We start from the raw sequence: 20,039 nt of genomic DNA on the forward strand, positions 1-20,039 counted from the left end.
ATACTGGGCGTGACCACCCTATAACACAAATGATATTTTTAGAAATATTTATGACACAATTTGTCATTGGCAAAAAAAATTTTAGCATGCTAGCAAGTTTTGATTTTATAGCAAACACTTAGGCTGTCAAAATCAACAACACACCACCAGCATAATTAGCCTAACGCTGCATTTAGATACTCTGTATCATGAAACAACAAAGACGGCATAACCACATGCCATGCCTTATCATCTTTGACAAATCTGCCGTGGTTATACGGAGCAAAGGGCGACTCTTCAGGCAAAGGTACATCTTGGTACTCACTGCCTGAAAACTGCACCATGCCTGTCACTTGATCCACCAAAATACCCGAAAAAAAGCCGTCTTGGTCGACAACCATCACCTTTTTGTTTTTAAGGCGCTCATGGCTGTCAATGTTTAAAAATTTTGCCAAATCCGCCAAAGGCAACAGCCGTCCCCGTACGTTCGCCACGCCGAGTAGCCACGGCTTGGTCAAGGGAATGGGGGTTAGTTCAGGCACCGCCAAAATCTCAGACACCTCGCCCATCGGAGCGACAAATTCTTGCCCGCCCACTTCAAAGGCAATGCCAATCCACTGTGTATAATCCGAGTCATGTCGCCCTGTCGCCCGAGCCTTGGCAAGGTCGGTAAGACGCAAAAGCTCAATAAAACCAAAAGATGCCATGATTTACCCCGCAGATACACTCGTGACAGAACGAATGACTCTGATGAGTTCTTCTTCGTTAATGGGCTTAGTTAAGTATTCTTTTGCCCCTTGACGCTTACCCCACACACGGTCTGTCTCTTGGTTTTTGGTGCTGACAATAACCACAGGAATGTGGGCAGTCTTTGGCTCACGGGTGATTTTACGGGTTGCTTGAAAGCCGTTCATCTCAGGCATGACGATGTCCATAAGCACCACATCGGGCATGACTTCAATCGCTTTGGCACAGCCATCTTCGCCATTGTCTGCTTCAAACATCTCAAAGCCGTTTTTGACCAAAATTTCACGAAATCGCAACATTTCTGTTGGCGAATCATCCACAACTAACACTTTTGCCATGCCTGTCTCCTATATTAAATGAATTTAACTTCTAACTAATCATCAAGAAGTCAAGAGAGCCGACTAGCGAAAGCGACTGATGGTCGCAAACAAGTCTTCTTTACTAAATGGTTTGGTCAAATACTCGTTTGAGCCCACGATACGTCCACGAGCTTTGTCAAACAGACCATCTTTGGACGATAGCATGATGACAGGTTTTTGGGCGTATTCTGGGTGATTTTTAATCATTGAGCAGGTTTGATACCCATCAAGGCGTGGCATCATAATGTCCACAAAGATGATGTCAGGGTTAGTCTCAACGATTTTTGATAAAGCATCAAAGCCATCAACGGCAGTAATCACTTCACAGCCTTCTTTTTGGAGTAGGGCTTCGGCGGTACGACGGATGGTTTTTGAGTCGTCAATAATCATGACTTTAAGACCAGCAAATTCACTCACGGGATTATCCTTTTGTTTGGAAATGGATTGTAAATTAGAAATTGGTTAAATTTTGACAATATTTTAGTCAGTAAAAACCTACTTTACTTTTTAGCACAAATAAGGCAAATTTTCCACTCTTTTTTGATAAAACAAAGGATTTATGGGCTAAAAATATGATACGATAGCAAGATATTTTTAGCGACCTGTTTTTATTGTCTTGTTATCATGAACTTACCTTTTTGCTCATTGTTCTGCCAGTCATCTTGGCGGTCTCTGTCCGCCCTTGTGGTGCTGTCCTTGTTGGTGAGCGCCTGCGAGCCTGTACCTGATGCCAAACTGACCGATTTGGAGAGCTTTGATGACAAGCACGAGCGAGATGGGCTGGTGCATGGCAACACGGCTGTGCGTCCGCCCACCGATGCTGATAACGCCAAAATCACCATCAATGGCGACAACGTCACCCTTGCCACTGCTCATGTCATGGCAATCAAGTCCGAGCGTTATCAGCCTGTCTTTCGCCTAGAAGGGGTCATCATCCCCCACAAGCAGACAACCATCTCCCTACCCCAAGATGGCAAACTTGACCGCATGCTCGTCAAAGTAGGCGATACGGTCAAGGTGGGCGACATCGTGGGCAAGTTTTATCAAGAAACCGTCACTTTTGCTGATAACCCCGATAACATCTCCGATGACAGTCTCAATGATAACCCAAGCGATGACGACACCATCGCCGATGATACGGGCAAGCCTGCTGACAATGCCAATACCGACAAGCAAAACACAAACAAAGCAGAAAATACAAAAACATCCGAAAAATCAAAAGACCAATCCAAAAACACAGGCAAAATCAGCCCCCAAGAGCAGACTGATGACACCGATGATGAGATACCAATAACCCCCATCATCACCAAAACCCCCTTTGATGTCAAAAGTCCGATGACAGGCAAGGTAGATGCAATATTCATCAATGATAAAGACAAAACCCACCCCCAGACCACGCCTGTGCTTGTCATCTCCGATGAGCGGTTTATTAAGTTTATCAGCCCCTTGCCTGCCGACTTTGCCGATTATCTTGCCATCGGCGATGGGGTGAGTTTTGACACCGAGGATGGGCGAAGTTTTGGCGGTCAGATACAAGAGATTGCCCCCAACCCCAAAGTGCGTGGCATGATGGAAATCCACGTCGCCATTACGCCCGAACAAGTCAAAAAAGCCCAACTCACGCTTGGCGAGCGGGTCGGCGGTTATGTCAATTATGGACAAATCGATGTGGGTGTACTTGTGCCTGCTTTTGCCATTTTTGATGATGAGCTAAACCCCATGGATTTGTCCGAGCTGACCAAACCACCCTATCGCCCTGCCACACCCCGCCCTGCATGGCTGTGGACAGTAGGACAAGATGAACGCTTGGCTTTATCCAAAATCGTCGTCATCGAATACCAACCCGAAAGCGACCAATATCTCATCGCAGGCATTGCCTTAGATGGTTTGGTCGTTCTTGCCAACTTGCCCAAACAGGCTCATGGCGGACGAGTACGTTTAAAATAATCCATAGGTTGTCATCCGCCCTAATCTCACAATCATCTGTAACAATAGTTACAAAGAGTGGGTAAATGTAGGCAAAATCGGCTAAAATACACCCCGTCATTTTAATTAAATAACAATTTACCCCTTGCCAAAGTGAATAAATATTGGCAAGATATAGCCATGATTTTTTCGCCCTTATTTTTGGGTTTTTTATAAAAGATAATTTAAATACTATTTGACATAAGGCATGACCATGACCAAGCAAATCCTACTCATCGAAGACGACCCAGATTTGGCAGAGCTTATCAGCGACTATCTGTCCATGAACTATTATGAAGTTCATCACGCCCCCACCGCCCAAGAAGGGCTTGACCTACTAGAAGCCAAAGAGCGTGATATTAACCTTATCGTGCTTGACCTAATGCTCCCTGACATGGACGGCATGCAGGTCTGTCAAAAGGTGCGAGCCTCCAAGAATGTGATGATTAATAAAGTGCCAATCGTCATGCTCACCGCCAAGGGCGACACCACCGACCGTGTGCTGGGCTTAGAGATGGGGGCGGACGACTACATCGCCAAGCCGTTCGAGCCCCGTGAACTGCTCGCTCGTATCCGTGCGGTGCTACGCCGTCATGAGACCCCCAATCAAGCCGACACCAATTCAGGCAGTCTGACCTTTGGGCGTTTGACGGTATTCCCCGACAGTCATGAAGTGACCATTGATGATAAAATCGTCCGTCTGACCACACACCAATTCCAGCTCCTGCACTACTTTGCCACCCATGCCGGCAAAGTGCTAAACCGTGAACAGCTCTGGCAAGCCATGCCAAACGATGACAGCTCTGAGAACATCGACCGTGCCATTGACGTTCATATCTCACGCCTTAGAGCCTTGATTGAAGACAATCCCCGTCAGCCCAAACGTATCATTACCGTGCGTGGCGTGGGTTATCAGTTCGCCACCGACCAAGTATAATCACCACCAGACATCCAATTCCTATGGGATTGGATGTTTATTTTTTATGGCAGTTTAGCAAATACACCAGCCAAACCAATACCCTGTTAGACTGCCATGTTATTTTAAATCCACCTGCTACTATCCATGCCCCACAGAAACAACCCACCGCCCAGCTTTGGTTTTCGCTCGCTGTTTGCACGGCTGTTTATCAGCGTGTTTTTGGCGATTATCGCCTTTGCCATTGCCATGATTTTGCTTGCCCAGCTTGTCCATAACAACTCCGACAGCATGAAATCCAAAGTCATCGCAGGGCAAATCGTGGGGCAAATTGACCCTTTTTTGGTTGAAGTGGATAAGCTAAGCAAAGACAATAACCGCTTGCAAGCCCGTTTTATCCTTGCCGTGGTCAAAAAAAGCTTTGATATTTTTGATGAAAGCCTAAACGCCAAAATCGGACTCTACGACCCCAGTCGCAGGCTTATTTTGCAGACCGAAGACACCGAACTGCCCGAACGTCTGCCCCCTACCCCATCATGGCTTGCCGAGACATTACCCACCCTATCAGGCAAAGAGCCACATCATGTCATCTTAAAGACCAGCTCGGGTTACTCGGTGTGGTATGAGAGCCGAAAACCACCCAAGGAACGTCCGTTTTTGGGCATGTTTAACTTCTTTACTGGCACGTTTTTGCTCATTCTTATCATGACGGCGGTGCTGTGGGGTATTGCCCATAACATGACGTGGCGACTCAACCAGATGAGTCGCAAGATGGCAAAAATGGGCGATGGGGATTTTAGTGTGCGGGTCAATCAGACGGGCAATGATGAGATTGCCATGCTCGCCTATGGCTTTAACCAATCTGCCGAGAAAATAGAGCGACTCATCAATGCCAACAGCCTACTGCTCGCCCACGCCAGTCATGAGTTTAGAACGCCGATTACTCGCATTCGCTTGCAGATTGAGATGATGGACATGCTCACCCAAAAGCTTGACCCTGTCGACAAAGCCAAATTTGACAAGCGCGCCAATGCCATCAATCGTGACTTAACAGGGCTTAATGATTTGGTTGAGAGCATTTTATTAGTCAGCCGTCTGGACGCAGGTCATGCTCTGCAAGCCAATGAAAGCGTGGATTTGGTAGAGCTTATCAAAAGCGAATGCCAACACTATACCGAAGCGACGCTCTTTGCTGAGCCTGTGACGATGATGGCACAGCCCAAACTGCTGACACATTTAGTGCGTAATCTCATCAATAACGCTCTCATTCATGGCGCACCCCCTGTGGAAGTCTATGTCTATGGCTCGCCCAGTCTGGAAGAAGCAGACTTTATCCCCAAAGCACTCATCGACCTTGGCAAAGACGATGACTACATGAACACGCCTGCCACTCATGACATCACAACCACCCACGGCAGTGACCATGATGAGCTGGCAAGCCATCTTAATGTCAATGATGACTTGCCAAAACAAACCGAACAAATAGACAATAAAGAAGAGAGCGACAGCAAAGAGCAAACACCAACCACCCAAGATACGCCATTAGAGAAGCATACCCGTGCCTTCTTTAAACTACTCTCTCGCAACAAAGACAAAGATGATGGCAAAAAAAGCCACCATGCCGTACTGGCAATCATCGACCAAGGAGCTGGCATTCCTGTGGATAAGCGTGAAGATATATTTAGCCCCTTTGTACGACTAAAACAGGAGAAAAAAGGCTCGGGGCTTGGGCTGTCGCTGGTCGCCCAAATCGCCGAAGCCCATGGCGGACATATTAGCACCGACACATGGCAGGGCAAAACTCGCTTTTTGGTGGTATTGCCGATAAATCAGGATGGTTAATGCCAAGCATATAGCACCCAAGAAACTTTAAAATTACTACAAATACAATGATGTGTGGACGTAGGGGCGTGCTGAGCACGCCTTGTATAGTAATATCATCAAAGGGTGTGCTCAGCACACCCCTACAAACCCGTGGTAAATATCAAGTTGGTTGGGTGTAGCACCCCATATTCCATAGGGCGTGTTGAACTTTGGTATTTGCAATGAAAAATGCCTGTTTAAAAAAAGCAGGGGAATCGCCCGTTTTTCAAGGAAAAAACTTGAGGTTGATAGTCATTCTATCAAGCAAGTTTTTGACTTCGAGCCACAAGATTTAGCCATTTTTCATGCAAAAATTGATTGAAACTGTTAAACTTTCATCTTATTTTATAAGAATGTTATCAATGGTAGGCACGCCCTAATAACCCCATGAAAAAATCCAATCAAACACCCCATTTATATCGCCTAATCTTCGCCCAAAACATGAGGCAACTTCGGCGTATCAAAGAGTTCTCCCAAGAAGAGCTGGCATTTCAGGCAGGCATCAGCAAAACTTATGTTTGTGAGATTGAAAATGGTGGACGGGCGGTATCCATCGACCTGATGGGGCAGATTGCCGACGCCCTAGAAACTCCGCTGGATAAATTACTCATAGAGCAAGATTTAACCAAGATGTTTTAAGTAAACGCTTTTGAAAAATATTCAAGCATAAAAAATCGCCCGACATGACTGTGGGCGATTTTGTGGTATTTATCATCAAACCAAAACATTAACTCTCACGTCTGTAAGGACGTTCACGCACCCATTTGGTGGCGATAAATTTCACACCTGTAATGACAGGTACACCTGCATGCAAGGTCAGTTTGTCTACATCCCCCTGCTCGTCTACATCAGCAAAGAACACCGCACCACCCTTTTTGGGCTTGACTTCCATACCCACACTGGGAAATGACGTTCCGCCCCCTGCCTGCACATCTGACAGATACATCACACAAGTGCCGACACGCTGCCCGCCTACTTCCAAATGCTTGCGACCGCCCACGCTGTCACCAAAATAATCAAAATGTGGACGGTATTCTCCGCCTTTTTGATAACGCAGTACCTGCAAACCCTCGCCATTTTCCACAGGCCAGTTTAGCAGGGTCGCCAATCGTCTCTCCACGCGGTCAATGACCTCAAACTCACCCAAAGTGAACTGGGCGTTATCACTACTGCGGTGAGCGTGCAGACGTGAATTACCCGTTTTGTCATCAACAACCTTACCACGCTCCAACCTACCATCCGCCAATGCAATCAGCTCATCGCACTCCGCCTGTGTGAGCAGGTTGTCAAACACCACCACTCGGGGCGATTTTAGAGTGCAGACCACCTGCACGACATGCCCATCAATATCAACAAAATTCTCATCATCATTGGTGATATTTGGACGTATGGCAGGCAGATACTTGCTTGGCAATTTTTTATTGTCTGCCAAAACTTTTGCGATGCTGGCAGGGCTACACCCCCGCTCAATGTTAGTCTCTATCCACGCTCTCCAACTGTCATCAAGTGTCAAGCTCAATGCCAGTAAGTCTTCATGAGTTAATGATGAAAAGACAGATGATGTCATATGAATACTCCTATTTGTGCAACTTATTATCAAAAAACCGCTCACCCTAGGGCAAGCGGTTTTTGTCATGACATCACAGGGTGCGCGCCACTTCGTGAATCTCAAAGACTTCAATCTTATCGCCAGCAGCGACTTCATAGCCTTTGACTGCCAGACCACACTCCATGCCTGCCTTGACCTCGTTCACATCGTCTTTGTAGCGACGCAAGGATTGGAGCTGTCCTGTAAAGATGACTTTATCATCACGCAGAACACGGATGGGCTTGTTACGATAAATCGCACCCTCTTGTACCATACAGCCTGCCGCCGCCCCGAATTTGCTAGAACGGAACACTTCACGCACCTCGGCAATACCCAAGATTTTCTCACGGTGCTCAGGGGCAAGCATGCCACTCATCGCTGCTTTGACATCGTCAATCAAGCCATAAATCACGCTATAATAACGAATGTCAAGCCCCGCTTCATCTGCTTTACGCTTGCCGGCATTGTCAGCACGCACGTTAAAGCCAAGCAGAACCGCCTCACTAGACTCCGCCAAGATGACATCAGACTCAGTGATGGCACCCACGCCCGAGCTAATCACACGCACTTTGACTTCATCGGTTGATAGCTCATCTAACGCACTAAGCAGGGCTTCTAGCGAACCACGCACATCTGTTTTTAGGATAAGATTTAGGGTTTTTGCCTCACTGCCCATGTTGGCAAACATGTTTTCTAGACGCATTTTGTTTTGGCGTTCAAGCAAGCGTTCACGCTCACGAGCGATACGAAAATCCGCCACTTCACGGGCTTTTTTCTCATCAGAGACAACCAAGAACTCAGAACCTGCCATCGGAGCATCAGGCAAACCCAAAATCTCCACAGGAATAGAAGGCCCCGCCGACTTGATACGCTCACCATTCTCATCGGTCATGGCACGCACTTTGCCATAGAACTCGCCTGCCAGTACAAGGTCGCCTTGTTTTAGCGTGCCTTTTTTGACCAGTAGGCTTGCCACCGCACCACGCCCTTTGTCTAGACGAGATTCGATGACCACGCCTTGGGCAGCACCATCCACAGGGGCGGTAAGCTCCATGATTTCGGCTTGGATACTGATGGTCTCTAACAACTCATCGATGCCCATGCCTGTTTTGGCAGAGACCTTGACCAGTGACGTATCCCCACCCCAAGCGTCCGTGATGATTTCTTTGACTGACAGCTCATTTAGCACACGCTCTGGGTCAGTGGTGTCTTTATCCATCTTGTTCATGGCGATGATGATTGGTGTACCAGCCGCTCGTGCATGGTCGATGGCTTCTTCAGTCTGTGGCATAACCCCATCATCTGCCGCCACCACGATGACCACGATGTCGGTCGCCTGAGCCCCACGTGAACGCATGGCGGTAAAGGCGGCGTGACCAGGGGTATCAAGGAAAGTAATCACGCCACGGTCAGTCCCAACATGATACGCCCCGATGTGCTGGGTAATACCGCCAGCTTCGCCACTTGCCACTTTGGTTTCACGGATTTTATCCAGTAGTGATGTCTTACCATGGTCAACGTGACCCATGATGGTAACGACAGGCGGACGGGTTTGGACGTTGCCTTGTTTCTCGGTGGCGGCCTCTTGTAGGTCGTCTTCTAGTTGGGTGTCAGACACAGCGATGAAGTTATGCCCAAACTCTTCGATGACAAGGGCGGCAGTGGTTTGGTCGATGATATCGCCCTCACGCACCATCTCGCCCATTTTCATGAGCGACTTGATGACTTCACGCACTTTGACCGCCATTTTTTGGGCAAGGTCAGACACGACAATCCCTTCACCCACTTCAACATTATGGATGATTTTTTCCACAGGCATCTCAAACTTATGTTTGCTTGCTTGTGATGATTTTAGACCACGTGACTTAGGTCTGATTTCAAGCTCTTCTTTGCCTTTTTTCTTACCGCCTTTGGCACGGCTTGAGGTACTGCTGGTACCACGCTTAATCTCACGACGCTCTTTTTCAAAAGACTCTTCTAATGCCGCTCCGACCAGACCTGCCGCCAATGGCTCATCTTTACGCACGACCGCACTTGGCACCTCGTCTTTTTCACTATAACGATTTGCCATTTGTTTCATCTGCTCCAAAGTGCGATTTTGGGCGTCAATGGCAGCACGGCGACGGTTTTCCGCTTCTATCTCACGCAGTTTTTGCTCTTCGGCTTCACGGGCAAGGCGAGCTTGACGCTCTTCTTCGGTCTCGCTCTTGGCAGGTTTGGCAGGTTGTTTTTTGGCTTTGTCTGTCTTGGTCTCTTTTTTGTCAGATTTTACGTCACTCTTGGCAACTGTGCCTTTTTTGACCACAGATGAGCTGACCACGCTGTCGTCTTTATCGGCTTCATCTTTTTTGGCTTTTTTGACGACCACAGACGCACTGGGCTTACTCTCGCCACCATTTGCACCGCCCGAGTTGGCGCGCATGGCAGCCAATGTCGCCTCTTGGCGTTTGGCGGCTTCTTGTTTGGCACGCTCTTCGTTTTGTTTGGCTTCTAGGGCGGCGATGGCTTTGGCTTGTTCGGCTTCACGCTCTGCTTGGGCTTTGGCTTTTTCAGCAGATAGGTCGGGTTTTTGGATGTCAAACTGCTTTTTCTTGGCACGCACGACGTTGATGTTTTGGGCTTTGCCGGTGGTGGTGGTGATTTTTTTAGTGGTGGTGGTTTTTTGAGTCATGCCAATGCGTGTCTTTTGGGCTTGACCATGACTTTGTTTTAAAAACGCCACGAGTGTTGCCTGCTCATCGGTTGAGACAGAATCATCTTCGCCACGAGTGGGCAGACCTGCGTCTTTTAGTTGTTTTAAAAGCACGTCAGTGGTAATGTTAGAGTCTTTTGCTAATTCTTTTACGGTTTTTGTCGCCATTGGGTTACCTAAATTTATTTGGTTATCTGATGAATGATTTTATCATAAAATGATGAATTTGGTGAAAATGGATGGGCAGGATGAGTCTTGTTCATCCCCATTTTACCCTCCATTTTTACAAGTTGCCAAATTCTCACCAACCAAATTTGGCAACGTCCTTACGTACTCATGACAGTACGCCCCATGACGCACGCATGGTCATTCAAACCATGACTGACGTGCTGCCATAATCAGCTTGCCCGCCAGCTCACTGCCCATGCCTTCAATGTCTTCGATGTCAAACACCGCTTGTTCGGCTAGGTCGTCAAGGGTAATGATGTCACGCTCCGCCAATTTATAAGCAATGGCAGGGGTCATCTCTTCTAGGGCAAGTAGCTCGCCACTAGGTTCTTTGATGTTTTGCTGTTTGATAAGTTCATCATTAATGATGACTTCTTTGGCACGCTCTTGGATGGCACCGATGGTCTCATCATCAAGCCCGTCAATGTCATAGAAAGTCTCAGCAGGCACATAAGCCACTTCTTCGATGGTGGTAAAACCAATCTCCGCCAACGCTTCTGCCAAATCTCTATCCACTTCCAAACGCTCGTAGAACAGCGTGATAATCGCCTCAGACTCGCTTTTTTGGCGTTCTAGGTATTCAGATTCTAGCATCATGTTGAGCTTATAGCCGGTCAAATCAGACGCCAAACGCACGTTTTGACCTTGTGAGCCAATGGCACGAGCCAACTGGTCGTTCGCCCCAAAGATAATGTCGGCAGTTTGGTTGTCCTCGTCTAGCACGATACTAGACACGTCCGCAGGCTCCAATGAGCTGATGATGTACTGGGCAGGGTCATCGCTCCACACCACGACATCGATACGCTCGCCATCTAGCTCTTGTTGCACCGCTTGGATACGAGCGCCACGCATGCCGATACACGCCCCCACAGGGTCGATACGGCTGTCGCCTGTTTTTACCGAGATTTTGGCACGCAAACCAGGCAGACGAGCCACATCACGAATCTCAATAATCCCTTCGCTAATCTCAGGGACTTCTTTGGTCATCAAGGCAACAAGCATCTCATTGCTCGTACGAGATAGCACCAGCTGACTGCCACGCCCATCACGATTGACCTTGGCAAGTAGTGCCGTCACACGGCTCTTAGGGCGTAGCATTTCACGGGGCAAGGTTTGGTCTTTGGCAAGATAACCCTCCGCTCCGTCACCTAAGTCAATGACATAACCATCACGGCTTGCTTTTTTGACTTCGCCCGTGATAAGCTCGCCCACACGAGCTTCAAAAGCATCGGCAATCAAGGCACGCTCGGCTTCACGGATTTTTTGGATGATGACCTGCTTGGCTTGGGTAGCGGCGATACGCCCAAACTCAATGGACTCAATCTGCTCTTCGATGATGTCGCCAATTTGGTATTCGTTTTCGTCCAAATCGCTAATCGCCTTTTGGCAAGCAGGCATCTCATGGTCTTCATCTGCCACCACTGTCCAGTAGCGATAAGTGTCATAATCGCCTGTCTTACGGTCAATGGCAACACGGATTGCCACTTCTGGCTGTTCGGTATAGACTTTTTTCTTGGTTGAAAAAACAAGTGCTTGTTCAATCGCCCCAAAAATATCATCAGGGTCAAGCCCTTTTTCATTACTGACGGTCTCAACAACGGTCAAAATCTCACGGCTCATCTTATCTACCTTTTTGGTTAAATTTTAGTCTTGATAAATCAAGTTGGCTTTGTCTACATTATCAAAAGCGATGTCAAATTCTAGTTTATCTTCGGTGACCACATTCATGCTCGTCTCACTCGCACTCACCAGACGACCGACGACCTTACGGCGTTTGGTGTCGCCTTGTCCGATGGCGTGAATCAGACGCAAACTGACGGTCTCTCCCACAAACATCGCCACCTGCTTGGGGGTAAATAGCGGACGGTCAAAGCCAGGGCTTGACACTTCTAGCACATACTCGCCTGCGATAGGGTCATGCACTTCTAGTACGCCTGAGACTTGGTGATTGACCGCTGAGCAGTCCTCGATGGTGATATGCTCGCCACGCTCACGGGCATCGGCATTGACTTCAATATAAATACGAAGCAGTGATTTACGCCCTTGGGGCATAAACTCAATCCCCCAAAGCTCTACGCCACAAGCGGACACCGCAGGGGCAATCATTTGGGTAAGTTCAGCAATCTTGCTAGATGGTTTCATTTTGGCTTGGTTAATCCTATGTTAAAGCACAAATTAAAAATCAAAAAGAGTTAGGGCGTGTTGAACATTGATAACATTTTATTGGAATTTGATAAAATTTGATGGTTTGGTCTATTTTTGCATGAAAAAATGGCTAAATCTGGTTTTTCTGCGTCAAAAACTTGTCTGATAGAATGACTATCAGCCTGCATTTTTTCCTTGAAAAACGGGCGATTTTTCTCATTTTTCATGGCAAATACCAATATTCAACACGCCCTAAGCGGTTTGGCAAATTGCAAATACAAAAAAACCCACAAAACACGTTGGTGGGCTAAAATCATTGCTCGCCGACATCTGAACCATGTTTAATTTATCAATTTTAAAATTTGATGATAAATTTATGGAAAGATACCTTATTTTTACAATTTTAAAATAATTTTAAATAAGGATTTAAAAAGTGGTAGCGGGGGCTGGATTTGAACCAACGACCTTCGGGTTATGAGCCCGACGAGCTACCAGACTGCTCCACCCCGCATCAATTTAGAACGCCATTATAACATGGTTTTTGGTATTGTCAAGAGAAAATTTGATTTTCTTTGCGATTTTTATTATTTTTCATGACAAATGTAAAAGGCAGGCACGCCCTGATTTTTTATAAAATAAATCATCGCCCGTTTGGGTCATTTTCTTACACTCTTTAATTGGATTTGCTAATCCATGCCCCACTCTCAACTTTGTACAGTCCATTGATGTACCAAGGGTAAATTGCAATTTGCCCCCACAATCTGAAAAATAATCATTAAAAAATCAATGGTTCATAAATTTAAATTGAGAGTCGGGTTAATCCATCTTTGACAAATCCATCTTAGGGTCAAGCTGATACACCAAAAACGTCCCAAGCGACACCAGTGCCGTGATAACAATACCCAGCTTTAACACAGGACTGACATCAAACAGGCTTAGCAGTAACCCCCCAAAAATCCCCACGCTAAACTGCAATGCCCCTTGCATGGCAGACGCCATACCTGCCCGCTTTTTTTGATACGCCAAAGCGATGGCGGTAGCATTAGGCTGAGTAAACCCAAGCCCTGCAATACAGCAAAATACCGCCATAAACACCAGCGGAAAATACGCAAGCCCCGTCAATGCCAGCATCAGCAGACAACTGGCAGAGACAAGTTGCATGAGAGCCCCAAAGCGTAGCAGCTGCACAAGGCGAAAACGACTGGTCAAAAACTGATTGACCTGCGTTAAGGCGATAAAACCAAAGGCATTCGCCCCAAAAGCGATGGCAAACTGCTTTTCAGACAAGCCAAAATTGACCATAAACAGCTCACTGGAAATGGATAAATAAATGAAAAATGCCCCTTGTAGTACGCCCCCTGCAACCGCAGGAATGATGAACGTCTTGTCCTTGGCTAAGTCAAGATAAGAGGCAAAAGTTTGGCTGATGGGCTTGGTATTGCGATTTTCTGGAGCGAGTGTTTCTTTTAAAAACAGCTTGGTCAAGATGATATTAAATACCCCATAACCCGCCAAAAACCAAAACAGAGCATGCCAGTCGGCAAATCCCAAAATCAATGCCCCCAAACTCGGGGCAAGTATTGGAGCCAATCCCATGACCAGTACCATAAGACTAAACGCCCTTGCCCCTTGTATGGGGTTTAGGGTGTCACGAATGGCGGCACGGGTTACCACGGCTGTCACGCACGCCCCCAACGCCTGCAACGTACGGGCGGCAAACAGCACCAGCTCGCTCGTGGTGGTCGCGCAGATGACGGACGCAATCACAAATATCGTCATACCCATGTACATGGGTAGCACTCGCCCGACACGGTCAGAAAATGGCCCATAAAACAGCTGTCCAAACACCAAACCAATAAAGTAAAACGGCACTGATTTGGACACCTCGGACACGCTCACGCCAAAATCATCCGCCATGGTCGGCAGAGCAGGCAGGTACATGTCAATGGCAAGCGGACCGATGGCAATCATCACGCCCATCATCATCACCCACAGGGTGGGAAAGGGCTTGGCGTGTGCGGCTTGGTCTTGGGGGGTATTATGTGGCATATCAATATCACTTATCTTAATGCTGACTGATGGGTATGGTTATTGGTTATTATTATGTCAATCAGCCAAAATTTTTTAAAACAAAAACAAATGAGAAAATCCGACTATTTTACCATGATTTGCCCCATTTGACGGTAAAAATTGCAATACCGACATTGACATTTTAACCTTAAAAATGTTCACCATATATTGAAAACATTGAAATTAATTAACCCTAAACTTTTTGTTATAGTAACGCACTCTTTATCAGCATTTATCATCATACACCATGACCACGCACCAAACCGACCTAGCCCACGCCATTAACCACACGCCCATGAGTGCCTACCAGTGGCTCATCGTTGCCTTAGCCGTTATCTTAAATATGCTAGACGGCTTTGACGTGCTGGCGATTGCCTTTACCGCCAAAAGCATTCAGACCGAGCTTGGGCTAACGGGTGCGGAAATCGGCACACTCATGAGTGCCGGCTTTATCGGCATGGCGATTGGCTCTATGGGACTTGCCCCTTTGGCGGATAAATTTGGCAGACGTCCACTACTTATCATCGCAACCGCCCTATCGGCGGTGGGTATGCTGATGACGTATTTTTCGCACAGTGTGGAGACTATCGGCTTTTGGCGTGTGATAACAGGGCTTGGCTTGGGCGGTATTTTGCCATGCACCAACGTCATCGTGAGCGAATACGCCAGCCAAAAATGGCGTGGGCTTGCCATTGCCATTTATGCGTGTGGCTTTGGGGTGGGTGCAATGCTTGGCGAATTGTCGGCGGTCATGCTCCAAGATGAGTTTGGCTTTCGCTCGGTATTTATGACAGGGGCGGTGTTGACGGGGCTGGCACTCGTGACACTCATCGCCCTATTGCCCGAATCGGTGGATTTCTTAAACCAAAAACAACCTGCCAACGCCCTTACCAAACTCACCAAAATCGCCCACAAAATCGGCAAACAAGGCAACTGCCAACTGCCTGCCCAAACCCAATCTACCAAACCCAAAGCCCCCATTAGCCAGCTCTTTGCCAAAGGTCAATTAAAGACCACTCTACTCATTTGGGCAGCGTTCATTGCCGTGATGTCGTCCTTTTATTTTATCAGCTCGTGGACGCCTGCCCTGCTAGAATCATCAGGACTTGCCAAAGAACAAAGCCAAAAGGTCGGCATGGCAATCAGCATTGGCGGTACGGTAGGCTCGCTCATCTTTGGCTTTTTGGTGAGCAAATTTGCCCCAAAATCCACGCTCATCGCATTTATCGTACTGTCGTCCCTTGCCATTATCGGCTTTGTGTTTAGTCCCACTTTGACGCTCGCCCTCATCTTTGCCATTTTGGTCGGTAGCCTTGTCAATGGCTGTATCACGGGGCTATACACCATTAACCCCACGCTGTACGCCCCTGAATTTAGAAGTACAGGGGTCGGCACGGCAATCGGCGTGGGACGGATTGGTTCTATCGTCTCGCCCATTTTGGCAGGCAAGCTCTTGGATATGGGCATTGGCAAAGATGATTTGTATCTGGGGGCAAGTGGGTTTATTTTGCTTGCGGTGGTGGCGCTTTATTTTTTAAAGCCGAATGAGCGTTGATTTTTACAAGATTTTTGGGACAATAACAATGTTTTCAGCATTGCTGATAGCCCCAAACTGACACCCAGCAATTTTACAAATTATTTTTACCTTACAATCATATTTTAATAACTTTTAACCAGCCCAAAGAGAGTAAGCCATGAGCCAACTTTTCCCAACTGCAAAACCCCGCAATGTCGCCCCTTATCGTAATGATGTGGTCGGCTCGTTTTTGCGTACCGACACGCTAAAAAATGCCAAAACCAAGCTAAATGCTGGCGAGCTAAGTCAAGATGAGTATGACGTTATTCTAAAAGATGAGATTGGCAAACTGGTCGCCAAACAAAAAGAAAACGGTTTGCACGCTGTCACGGACGGTGAGTTTAGCCGTGTGTGGTGGCATTTGGACTTTATGGCGGAATTGGACGGTGTGGAATGGGTGGAAACCGAGAATTTTTCGGTGCAATTTAAAGACGCCAAACCCAAAAGTTATAGCGTCAAAATCGTGGATAAGATTGATTTTTCGGATTCACACCCCTTTGTCAAAGCCTACCAAATTCTAAAAGACCGTGCTGGCGACACCCCAACCAAATTCACCATTCCGTCTGCGTCCATGCTACATCTTGTGGCGTGCGTGCGTGATGTGAACTATGAACCGATTGAGCTGTACCAAGACGAGAGCCGTCTGTACAACGACATTGCGGACGCTTATATCAAAGCCATGCACAAGTTTTATGACATGGGTCTGCGTAATTTGCAACTGGACGACACAAGCTGGGGCAATTTTGTGCGTTAGACAAAAAGGCAGAATTTGCCGAGCGTGGCATTGATTTTGACAAATTGGCGGTGGACTATGTCGCCATGCTAAACCGCATCGTGAATGCCAAACCTGCTGATATGCAAATCACCATGCACATCTGCCGTGGCAACTTCCGCTCAACGTGGTTCTCAGAAGGCGGTTATGCACCGATTGCTGAAGTGCTGTTTGGCACCTGCCGAGTGGACGGCTTTTTCTTGGAATATGACAGCGAGCAAGCAGGCGACTTTGCCCCACTTGCCCACATCAAAGACCAACAAGTCGTACTAGGCTTAGTAACTTCAAAAACAGGCGACCTTGAAAACAAAGACGACATCATCGCCCGTATCCGTGAGGCCACACAATACGTGGACATCAACCAACTGTGCCTATCACCACAATGCGGATTTGCGTCCACAGAAGAAGGTAATATCCTAACCGAAGAAGCTCAGTGGGCAAAGGTGAAGATGATTAGACAAATTGCTGATGAAGTTTGGGGTGAATAATTTCCCTAAAAATATTGTTTTAAATAACAAACAAAAAGCGAAACTGACTAATTTGGCGATTTCGCTTTTTGTTAAGTTTATTGGCAAAACAAAATCATCACACCCTACCCCTAAAGGCTAATAGCAGGATTATCATGCGTTGATTACAATGGCAAGACCATTCACCGCCCAAGGATAATTTATGTCCACTTCTATCAACTGGCAATCTGATGATGAACAAGTTCAGAAAAATCAGCGTCGTACTTACGACGACATGCGAGCACGCTGTCCCATCGCCCATGATGACAAGCTTGGTTATAGCGTGTTTTCTCATGCCGATGTCATGCACATTCTAAACAACCCTGCGACATTTTCCAATCACGTATCAGACCGTCGTATCGCTGTGCCAAACGGCATGGACGCACCTGTTCATACGGCATTTCGTGCGATTAATGACAAATATTTTACCGCTGACCGCATGGCGAGATTTCGCCCCATCGCCAAAGAACTGATTGACAGCTTAGTAAGCCAACTGCCCAAGGGTCAGCCCGTTGATATCATGGCAGAGTTTGCCAAAACTTATGCCGTCAAACTACAAAATGCCTTTATGGACTGGGGCGATGAGACCGAAGCACCATTAAACGCATGGATTGAGAAAAACCGCAAAGCCACACTGAGCCAAAATCAGGATGAGATTGCCAGTGTCGCCTTAGAATTTGACGGTTATATCAAGGCGATTTTGGATGACAAACGGACAAAACGCCCTGATGATGTGACCTTTGAACTGATGAACGACGTGGTCATGCTACCACAAGGCAAGCGAGTGATGAGCGATGAAGAGCTTGTCTCACTCATTCGTAACTGGACAGTGGGCGAGCTGTCCACCATGTCGTCAGCGGTCGGGATTATTTTTGAATTTTTTATTCATCATCCTGATGTCTTGACTCATCTAAAAGCCAACCCCCAAGACATTGATAATGCCGTCTTAGAAATACTGCGTTTACACGACCCGCTCATCACCAACAGACGACGCACCACCTGCCCTGTCACTCTACATGGCATAGACATTCCCAAAGATGCCAAAATCACGATTAACTGGCAGTCCGCCAACCGTGACCCCGAAGCCTTCCATCAAGCGGACAGTTTTGAGCTACACCGAAGCCAAGCTAACAATCTGGTCTATGGACATGGCATTCATGTCTGCCCTGGTAAGCCATTGGCACAGCTTGAACTGGGACTGTTGGTAGAATGCTTGGTAGAGCAGGTCAGTAAGATTCGCCCTGTGTCTGATGACTACTTTGACCATGCCATCTACCCTGCGTCAGGTTTTAGTCGCTTAGAAGTCATACTCCATTAACTTCACTCCCTTTTTCCTTTTCCAAACCCAACTCCCCAAAAACCCAAACCCCCCACCATCTCTGGCAGGGGGGTTTGGGTTTGACTTGGTTAGTCTTGTTTGCTGTTAAGCCAATCTTGTTAGATTAGTTCTTAACGTTAGCAACAACACCAGCACCTACGGTACGACCGCCTTCACGGATGGCGAAGCGTAGACCTTTGTCCATGGCGATTGGGTGGATAAGCTCAACACTCATCTCAACGTTGTCACCAGGCATAACCATTTCAGTACCTTCTTGTAGAGTGATGGCACCAGTTACGTCAGTGGTACGGAAGTAGAACTGTGGACGATAGCCGTTTAGGAATGGCGTGTGACGACCACCTTCTTCTTTTGACAGTACGTATACTTCTGCATCAAATTGGGTGTGAGGGGTGATTGAACCGGGTTTGGCTAGTACTTGACCACGTTGAACTTCTTCACGCTTGGTACCACGTAGTAGCACACCACAGTTCTCGCCCGCACGACCTTCGTCTAGTAGCTTACGGAACATCTCAACACCAGTACAGGTAGTCTTGGCAGTGTCTTTGATACCCACGATTTCAACTTCGTCGCCCACTTTGATGATACCAGACTCAACACGACCGGTTACCACAGTACCACGACCAGAGATTGAGAATACGTCTTCGATTGGCATTAGGAATGCTTTATCGATGTCACGCTCAGGCTCAGGGATGTAGCTGTCTAGAGTGCTTAGTAGCTCTAGGATGGCAGGCTCGCCGTATTGACCTTGGTCGCCATTTAGACCTAGAAGGGCAGAACCTTTGATGATAGGCGTGTCATCACCTGGGAAGTCGTAGTCAGACAGAAGTTCACGTACTTCCATTTCTACTAGCTCTAGTAGTTCTTCGTCGTCTACTAGGTCGCACTTGTTCATGAATACCATGATGTAAGGTACGCCAACCTGACGAGATAGAAGGATGTGCTCACGAGTTTGTGGCATTGGGCCGTCAGTAGCTGCTACAACTAGGATAGCGCCGTCCATTTGAGCCGCACCAGTAATCATGTTTTTAACATAGTCGGCGTGACCGGGGCAGTCTACGTGTGCATAGTGACGGTTAGCAGTGTCGTACTCGATGTGAGAGGTATTAATGGTAATACCACGAGCTTTTTCTTCTGGTGCTGAGTCAATGGCAGCGTAGTCTTTTGCTTCACCACCGTGATGCTTAGCAGCAACAGTTGCGATAGCAGCAGTTAGGGTGGTTTTACCGTGGTCAACGTGACCGATGGTACCTACGTTAACGTGTGGTTTGTTACGTTCGAATTTGGCTTTGGCCAT

The 20,039-nt window shown here is 47.3% G+C and carries 18 protein-coding genes and 1 tRNA gene; 8 read left to right on the forward strand and 11 right to left on the reverse strand.

The features are described from left to right. Nucleotides 1–155 precede the first annotated feature (155 nt). From K941_RS0113110 to K941_RS0113120, 3 genes are all read right to left on the reverse strand, one after another. The gene (locus tag K941_RS0113110) at nt 156–686 is read right to left on the reverse strand and encodes a chemotaxis protein CheW (protein WP_029103935.1); all 531 of its coding nucleotides are present in this window, start codon (nt 684–686) and stop codon (nt 156–158) included. A gap of 3 nt (nt 687–689) precedes the next feature. Next, the gene (locus K941_RS0113115) at nt 690–1,064 is read right to left on the reverse strand and encodes a response regulator (protein WP_029103936.1); all 375 of its coding nucleotides are present in this window, start codon (nt 1,062–1,064) and stop codon (nt 690–692) included. 63 nt (nt 1,065–1,127) lie between these two features. Beyond that, nucleotides 1,128–1,475: a response regulator gene (locus tag K941_RS0113120; RefSeq protein ID WP_036388546.1), complete on the reverse strand. Its 348-nt coding sequence runs from the start codon at nt 1,473–1,475 to the stop codon at nt 1,128–1,130. A gap of 234 nt (nt 1,476–1,709) precedes the next feature. Here K941_RS0113120 and K941_RS0113125 point away from each other — a divergent pair, with 234 nt between their 5' ends. The 4 genes from K941_RS0113125 to K941_RS0113140 all read left to right on the forward strand — a co-directional run bounded on the left by K941_RS0113125 (nt 1,710) and on the right by K941_RS0113140 (nt 6,468). Further along, the gene (locus tag K941_RS0113125; RefSeq protein WP_115341010.1) at nt 1,710–3,032 is read left to right on the forward strand and encodes an efflux RND transporter periplasmic adaptor subunit; all 1,323 of its coding nucleotides are present in this window, start codon (nt 1,710–1,712) and stop codon (nt 3,030–3,032) included. Between the two features lie 232 nt (nt 3,033–3,264). Further along, nucleotides 3,265–3,987 (forward strand): response regulator transcription factor, encoded by a 723-nt coding sequence (locus K941_RS0113130; RefSeq protein ID WP_029103939.1) that lies wholly within the window; start codon nt 3,265–3,267, stop codon nt 3,985–3,987. A 126-nt stretch (nt 3,988–4,113) separates the two neighbouring features. Then, entirely contained in the window at nt 4,114–5,808 is a 1,695-nt protein-coding gene (locus K941_RS0113135; protein WP_029103940.1) for a HAMP domain-containing sensor histidine kinase, read from the forward strand. Nucleotides 5,809–6,216: 408 nt separating this feature from the next. Continuing rightward, a complete protein-coding gene (locus tag K941_RS0113140; protein WP_029103941.1) occupies nt 6,217–6,468 on the forward strand; it encodes a helix-turn-helix domain-containing protein in 252 nt (83 codons plus the stop codon). A gap of 88 nt (nt 6,469–6,556) precedes the next feature. Here K941_RS0113140 and K941_RS0113150 read toward each other — a convergent pair whose 3' ends face one another. The 7 genes from K941_RS0113150 to K941_RS0113180 all read right to left on the reverse strand — a co-directional run bounded on the left by K941_RS0113150 (nt 6,557) and on the right by K941_RS0113180 (nt 14,531). Next, a complete protein-coding gene (locus tag K941_RS0113150; RefSeq protein WP_051226092.1) occupies nt 6,557–7,396 on the reverse strand; it encodes a 2OG-Fe(II) oxygenase in 840 nt (279 codons plus the stop codon). A 73-nt stretch (nt 7,397–7,469) separates the two neighbouring features. After that, nucleotides 7,470–10,277 carry a translation initiation factor IF-2 gene (gene infB / locus K941_RS0113155; protein ID WP_029103943.1) on the reverse strand — a complete coding sequence of 936 codons (2,808 nt, stop codon included), beginning with the start codon at nt 10,275–10,277 and terminating at the stop codon, nt 7,470–7,472. A gap of 198 nt (nt 10,278–10,475) precedes the next feature. After that, nucleotides 10,476–11,957: a transcription termination factor NusA gene (gene nusA, locus K941_RS0113160; RefSeq protein ID WP_029103944.1), complete on the reverse strand. Its 1,482-nt coding sequence runs from the start codon at nt 11,955–11,957 to the stop codon at nt 10,476–10,478. A 24-nt stretch (nt 11,958–11,981) separates the two neighbouring features. Beyond that, complete coding sequence (rimP, locus tag K941_RS0113165; RefSeq protein WP_029103945.1) at nt 11,982–12,479, reverse strand: ribosome maturation factor RimP; 498 nt, start codon at nt 12,477–12,479, stop codon at nt 11,982–11,984. A gap of 50 nt (nt 12,480–12,529) precedes the next feature. Continuing rightward, nucleotides 12,530–12,709, reverse strand: a complete 180-nt coding sequence (locus K941_RS0113170) for a hypothetical protein (RefSeq protein ID WP_029103946.1) — start codon at nt 12,707–12,709, stop codon at nt 12,530–12,532. 207 nt (nt 12,710–12,916) lie between these two features. Beyond that, nucleotides 12,917–12,993 (reverse strand) — tRNA-Met (locus K941_RS0113175). Nucleotides 12,994–13,298: 305 nt separating this feature from the next. After that, nucleotides 13,299–14,531, reverse strand: a complete 1,233-nt coding sequence (locus K941_RS0113180; RefSeq protein ID WP_036388492.1) for a multidrug effflux MFS transporter — start codon at nt 14,529–14,531, stop codon at nt 13,299–13,301. A 268-nt stretch (nt 14,532–14,799) separates the two neighbouring features. Here K941_RS0113180 and K941_RS0113190 point away from each other — a divergent pair, with 268 nt between their 5' ends. The 4 genes from K941_RS0113190 to K941_RS0113205 all read left to right on the forward strand — a co-directional run bounded on the left by K941_RS0113190 (nt 14,800) and on the right by K941_RS0113205 (nt 18,724). Continuing rightward, nucleotides 14,800–16,107 carry an MFS transporter gene (locus K941_RS0113190; RefSeq protein WP_036388497.1) on the forward strand — a complete coding sequence of 436 codons (1,308 nt, stop codon included), beginning with the start codon at nt 14,800–14,802 and terminating at the stop codon, nt 16,105–16,107. Between the two features lie 139 nt (nt 16,108–16,246). Continuing rightward, nucleotides 16,247–16,882, forward strand: a complete 636-nt coding sequence (locus K941_RS17650; protein WP_208854389.1) for a uroporphyrinogen decarboxylase/cobalamine-independent methonine synthase family protein — start codon at nt 16,247–16,249, stop codon at nt 16,880–16,882. A gap of 65 nt (nt 16,883–16,947) precedes the next feature. Beyond that, entirely contained in the window at nt 16,948–17,388 is a 441-nt protein-coding gene (locus K941_RS17655) for a uroporphyrinogen decarboxylase/cobalamine-independent methonine synthase family protein (RefSeq protein WP_208854390.1), read from the forward strand. Between the two features lie 181 nt (nt 17,389–17,569). Next, entirely contained in the window at nt 17,570–18,724 is a 1,155-nt protein-coding gene (locus K941_RS0113205; RefSeq protein ID WP_029103949.1) for a cytochrome P450, read from the forward strand. A gap of 124 nt (nt 18,725–18,848) precedes the next feature. On the opposite strand, the gene tuf is transcribed toward K941_RS0113205, so the two are convergent. Beyond that, complete coding sequence (gene tuf, locus K941_RS0113210; protein ID WP_029102688.1) at nt 18,849–20,039, reverse strand: elongation factor Tu; 1,191 nt, start codon at nt 20,037–20,039, stop codon at nt 18,849–18,851.

The organism is Moraxella caprae DSM 19149 (assembly GCF_000426885.1).
GTDB classification, from domain to species: domain Bacteria; phylum Pseudomonadota; class Gammaproteobacteria; order Pseudomonadales; family Moraxellaceae; genus Moraxella; species Moraxella caprae.

Bases quoted from the DNA above. Each gene is read 5' to 3' on its own strand.
- K941_RS0113110 (WP_029103935.1), bottom strand. From the start codon at position 686: ATGGCATCTTTTGGTTTTATTGAGCTTTTGCGTCTTACCGACCTTGCC.
- K941_RS0113115 (WP_029103936.1), bottom strand. From the start codon at position 1,064: ATGGCAAAAGTGTTAGTTGTGGATGATTCGCCAACAGAAATGTTGCGA.
- K941_RS0113120 (WP_036388546.1), bottom strand. From the start codon at position 1,475: ATGATTATTGACGACTCAAAAACCATCCGTCGTACCGCCGAAGCCCTA.
- K941_RS0113125 (WP_115341010.1), top strand. From the start codon at position 1,710: ATGAACTTACCTTTTTGCTCATTGTTCTGCCAGTCATCTTGGCGGTCT.
- K941_RS0113130 (WP_029103939.1), top strand. From the start codon at position 3,265: ATGACCAAGCAAATCCTACTCATCGAAGACGACCCAGATTTGGCAGAG.
- K941_RS0113135 (WP_029103940.1), top strand. From the start codon at position 4,114: ATGCCCCACAGAAACAACCCACCGCCCAGCTTTGGTTTTCGCTCGCTG.
- K941_RS0113140 (WP_029103941.1), top strand. From the start codon at position 6,217: ATGAAAAAATCCAATCAAACACCCCATTTATATCGCCTAATCTTCGCC.
- K941_RS0113150 (WP_051226092.1), bottom strand. From the start codon at position 7,396: ATGACATCATCTGTCTTTTCATCATTAACTCATGAAGACTTACTGGCA.
- infB (WP_029103943.1), bottom strand. From the start codon at position 10,277: ATGGCGACAAAAACCGTAAAAGAATTAGCAAAAGACTCTAACATTACC.
- nusA (WP_029103944.1), bottom strand. From the start codon at position 11,957: ATGAGCCGTGAGATTTTGACCGTTGTTGAGACCGTCAGTAATGAAAAA.
- rimP (WP_029103945.1), bottom strand. From the start codon at position 12,479: ATGAAACCATCTAGCAAGATTGCTGAACTTACCCAAATGATTGCCCCT.
- K941_RS0113170 (WP_029103946.1), bottom strand. From the start codon at position 12,709: ATGAAAAATGAGAAAAATCGCCCGTTTTTCAAGGAAAAAATGCAGGCT.
- K941_RS0113180 (WP_036388492.1), bottom strand. From the start codon at position 14,531: ATGCCACATAATACCCCCCAAGACCAAGCCGCACACGCCAAGCCCTTT.
- K941_RS0113190 (WP_036388497.1), top strand. From the start codon at position 14,800: ATGACCACGCACCAAACCGACCTAGCCCACGCCATTAACCACACGCCC.
- K941_RS17650 (WP_208854389.1), top strand. From the start codon at position 16,247: ATGAGCCAACTTTTCCCAACTGCAAAACCCCGCAATGTCGCCCCTTAT.
- K941_RS17655 (WP_208854390.1), top strand. From the start codon at position 16,948: ATGCTAAACCGCATCGTGAATGCCAAACCTGCTGATATGCAAATCACC.
- K941_RS0113205 (WP_029103949.1), top strand. From the start codon at position 17,570: ATGTCCACTTCTATCAACTGGCAATCTGATGATGAACAAGTTCAGAAA.
- tuf (WP_029102688.1), bottom strand. From the start codon at position 20,039: ATGGCCAAAGCCAAATTCGAACGTAACAAACCACACGTTAACGTAGGT.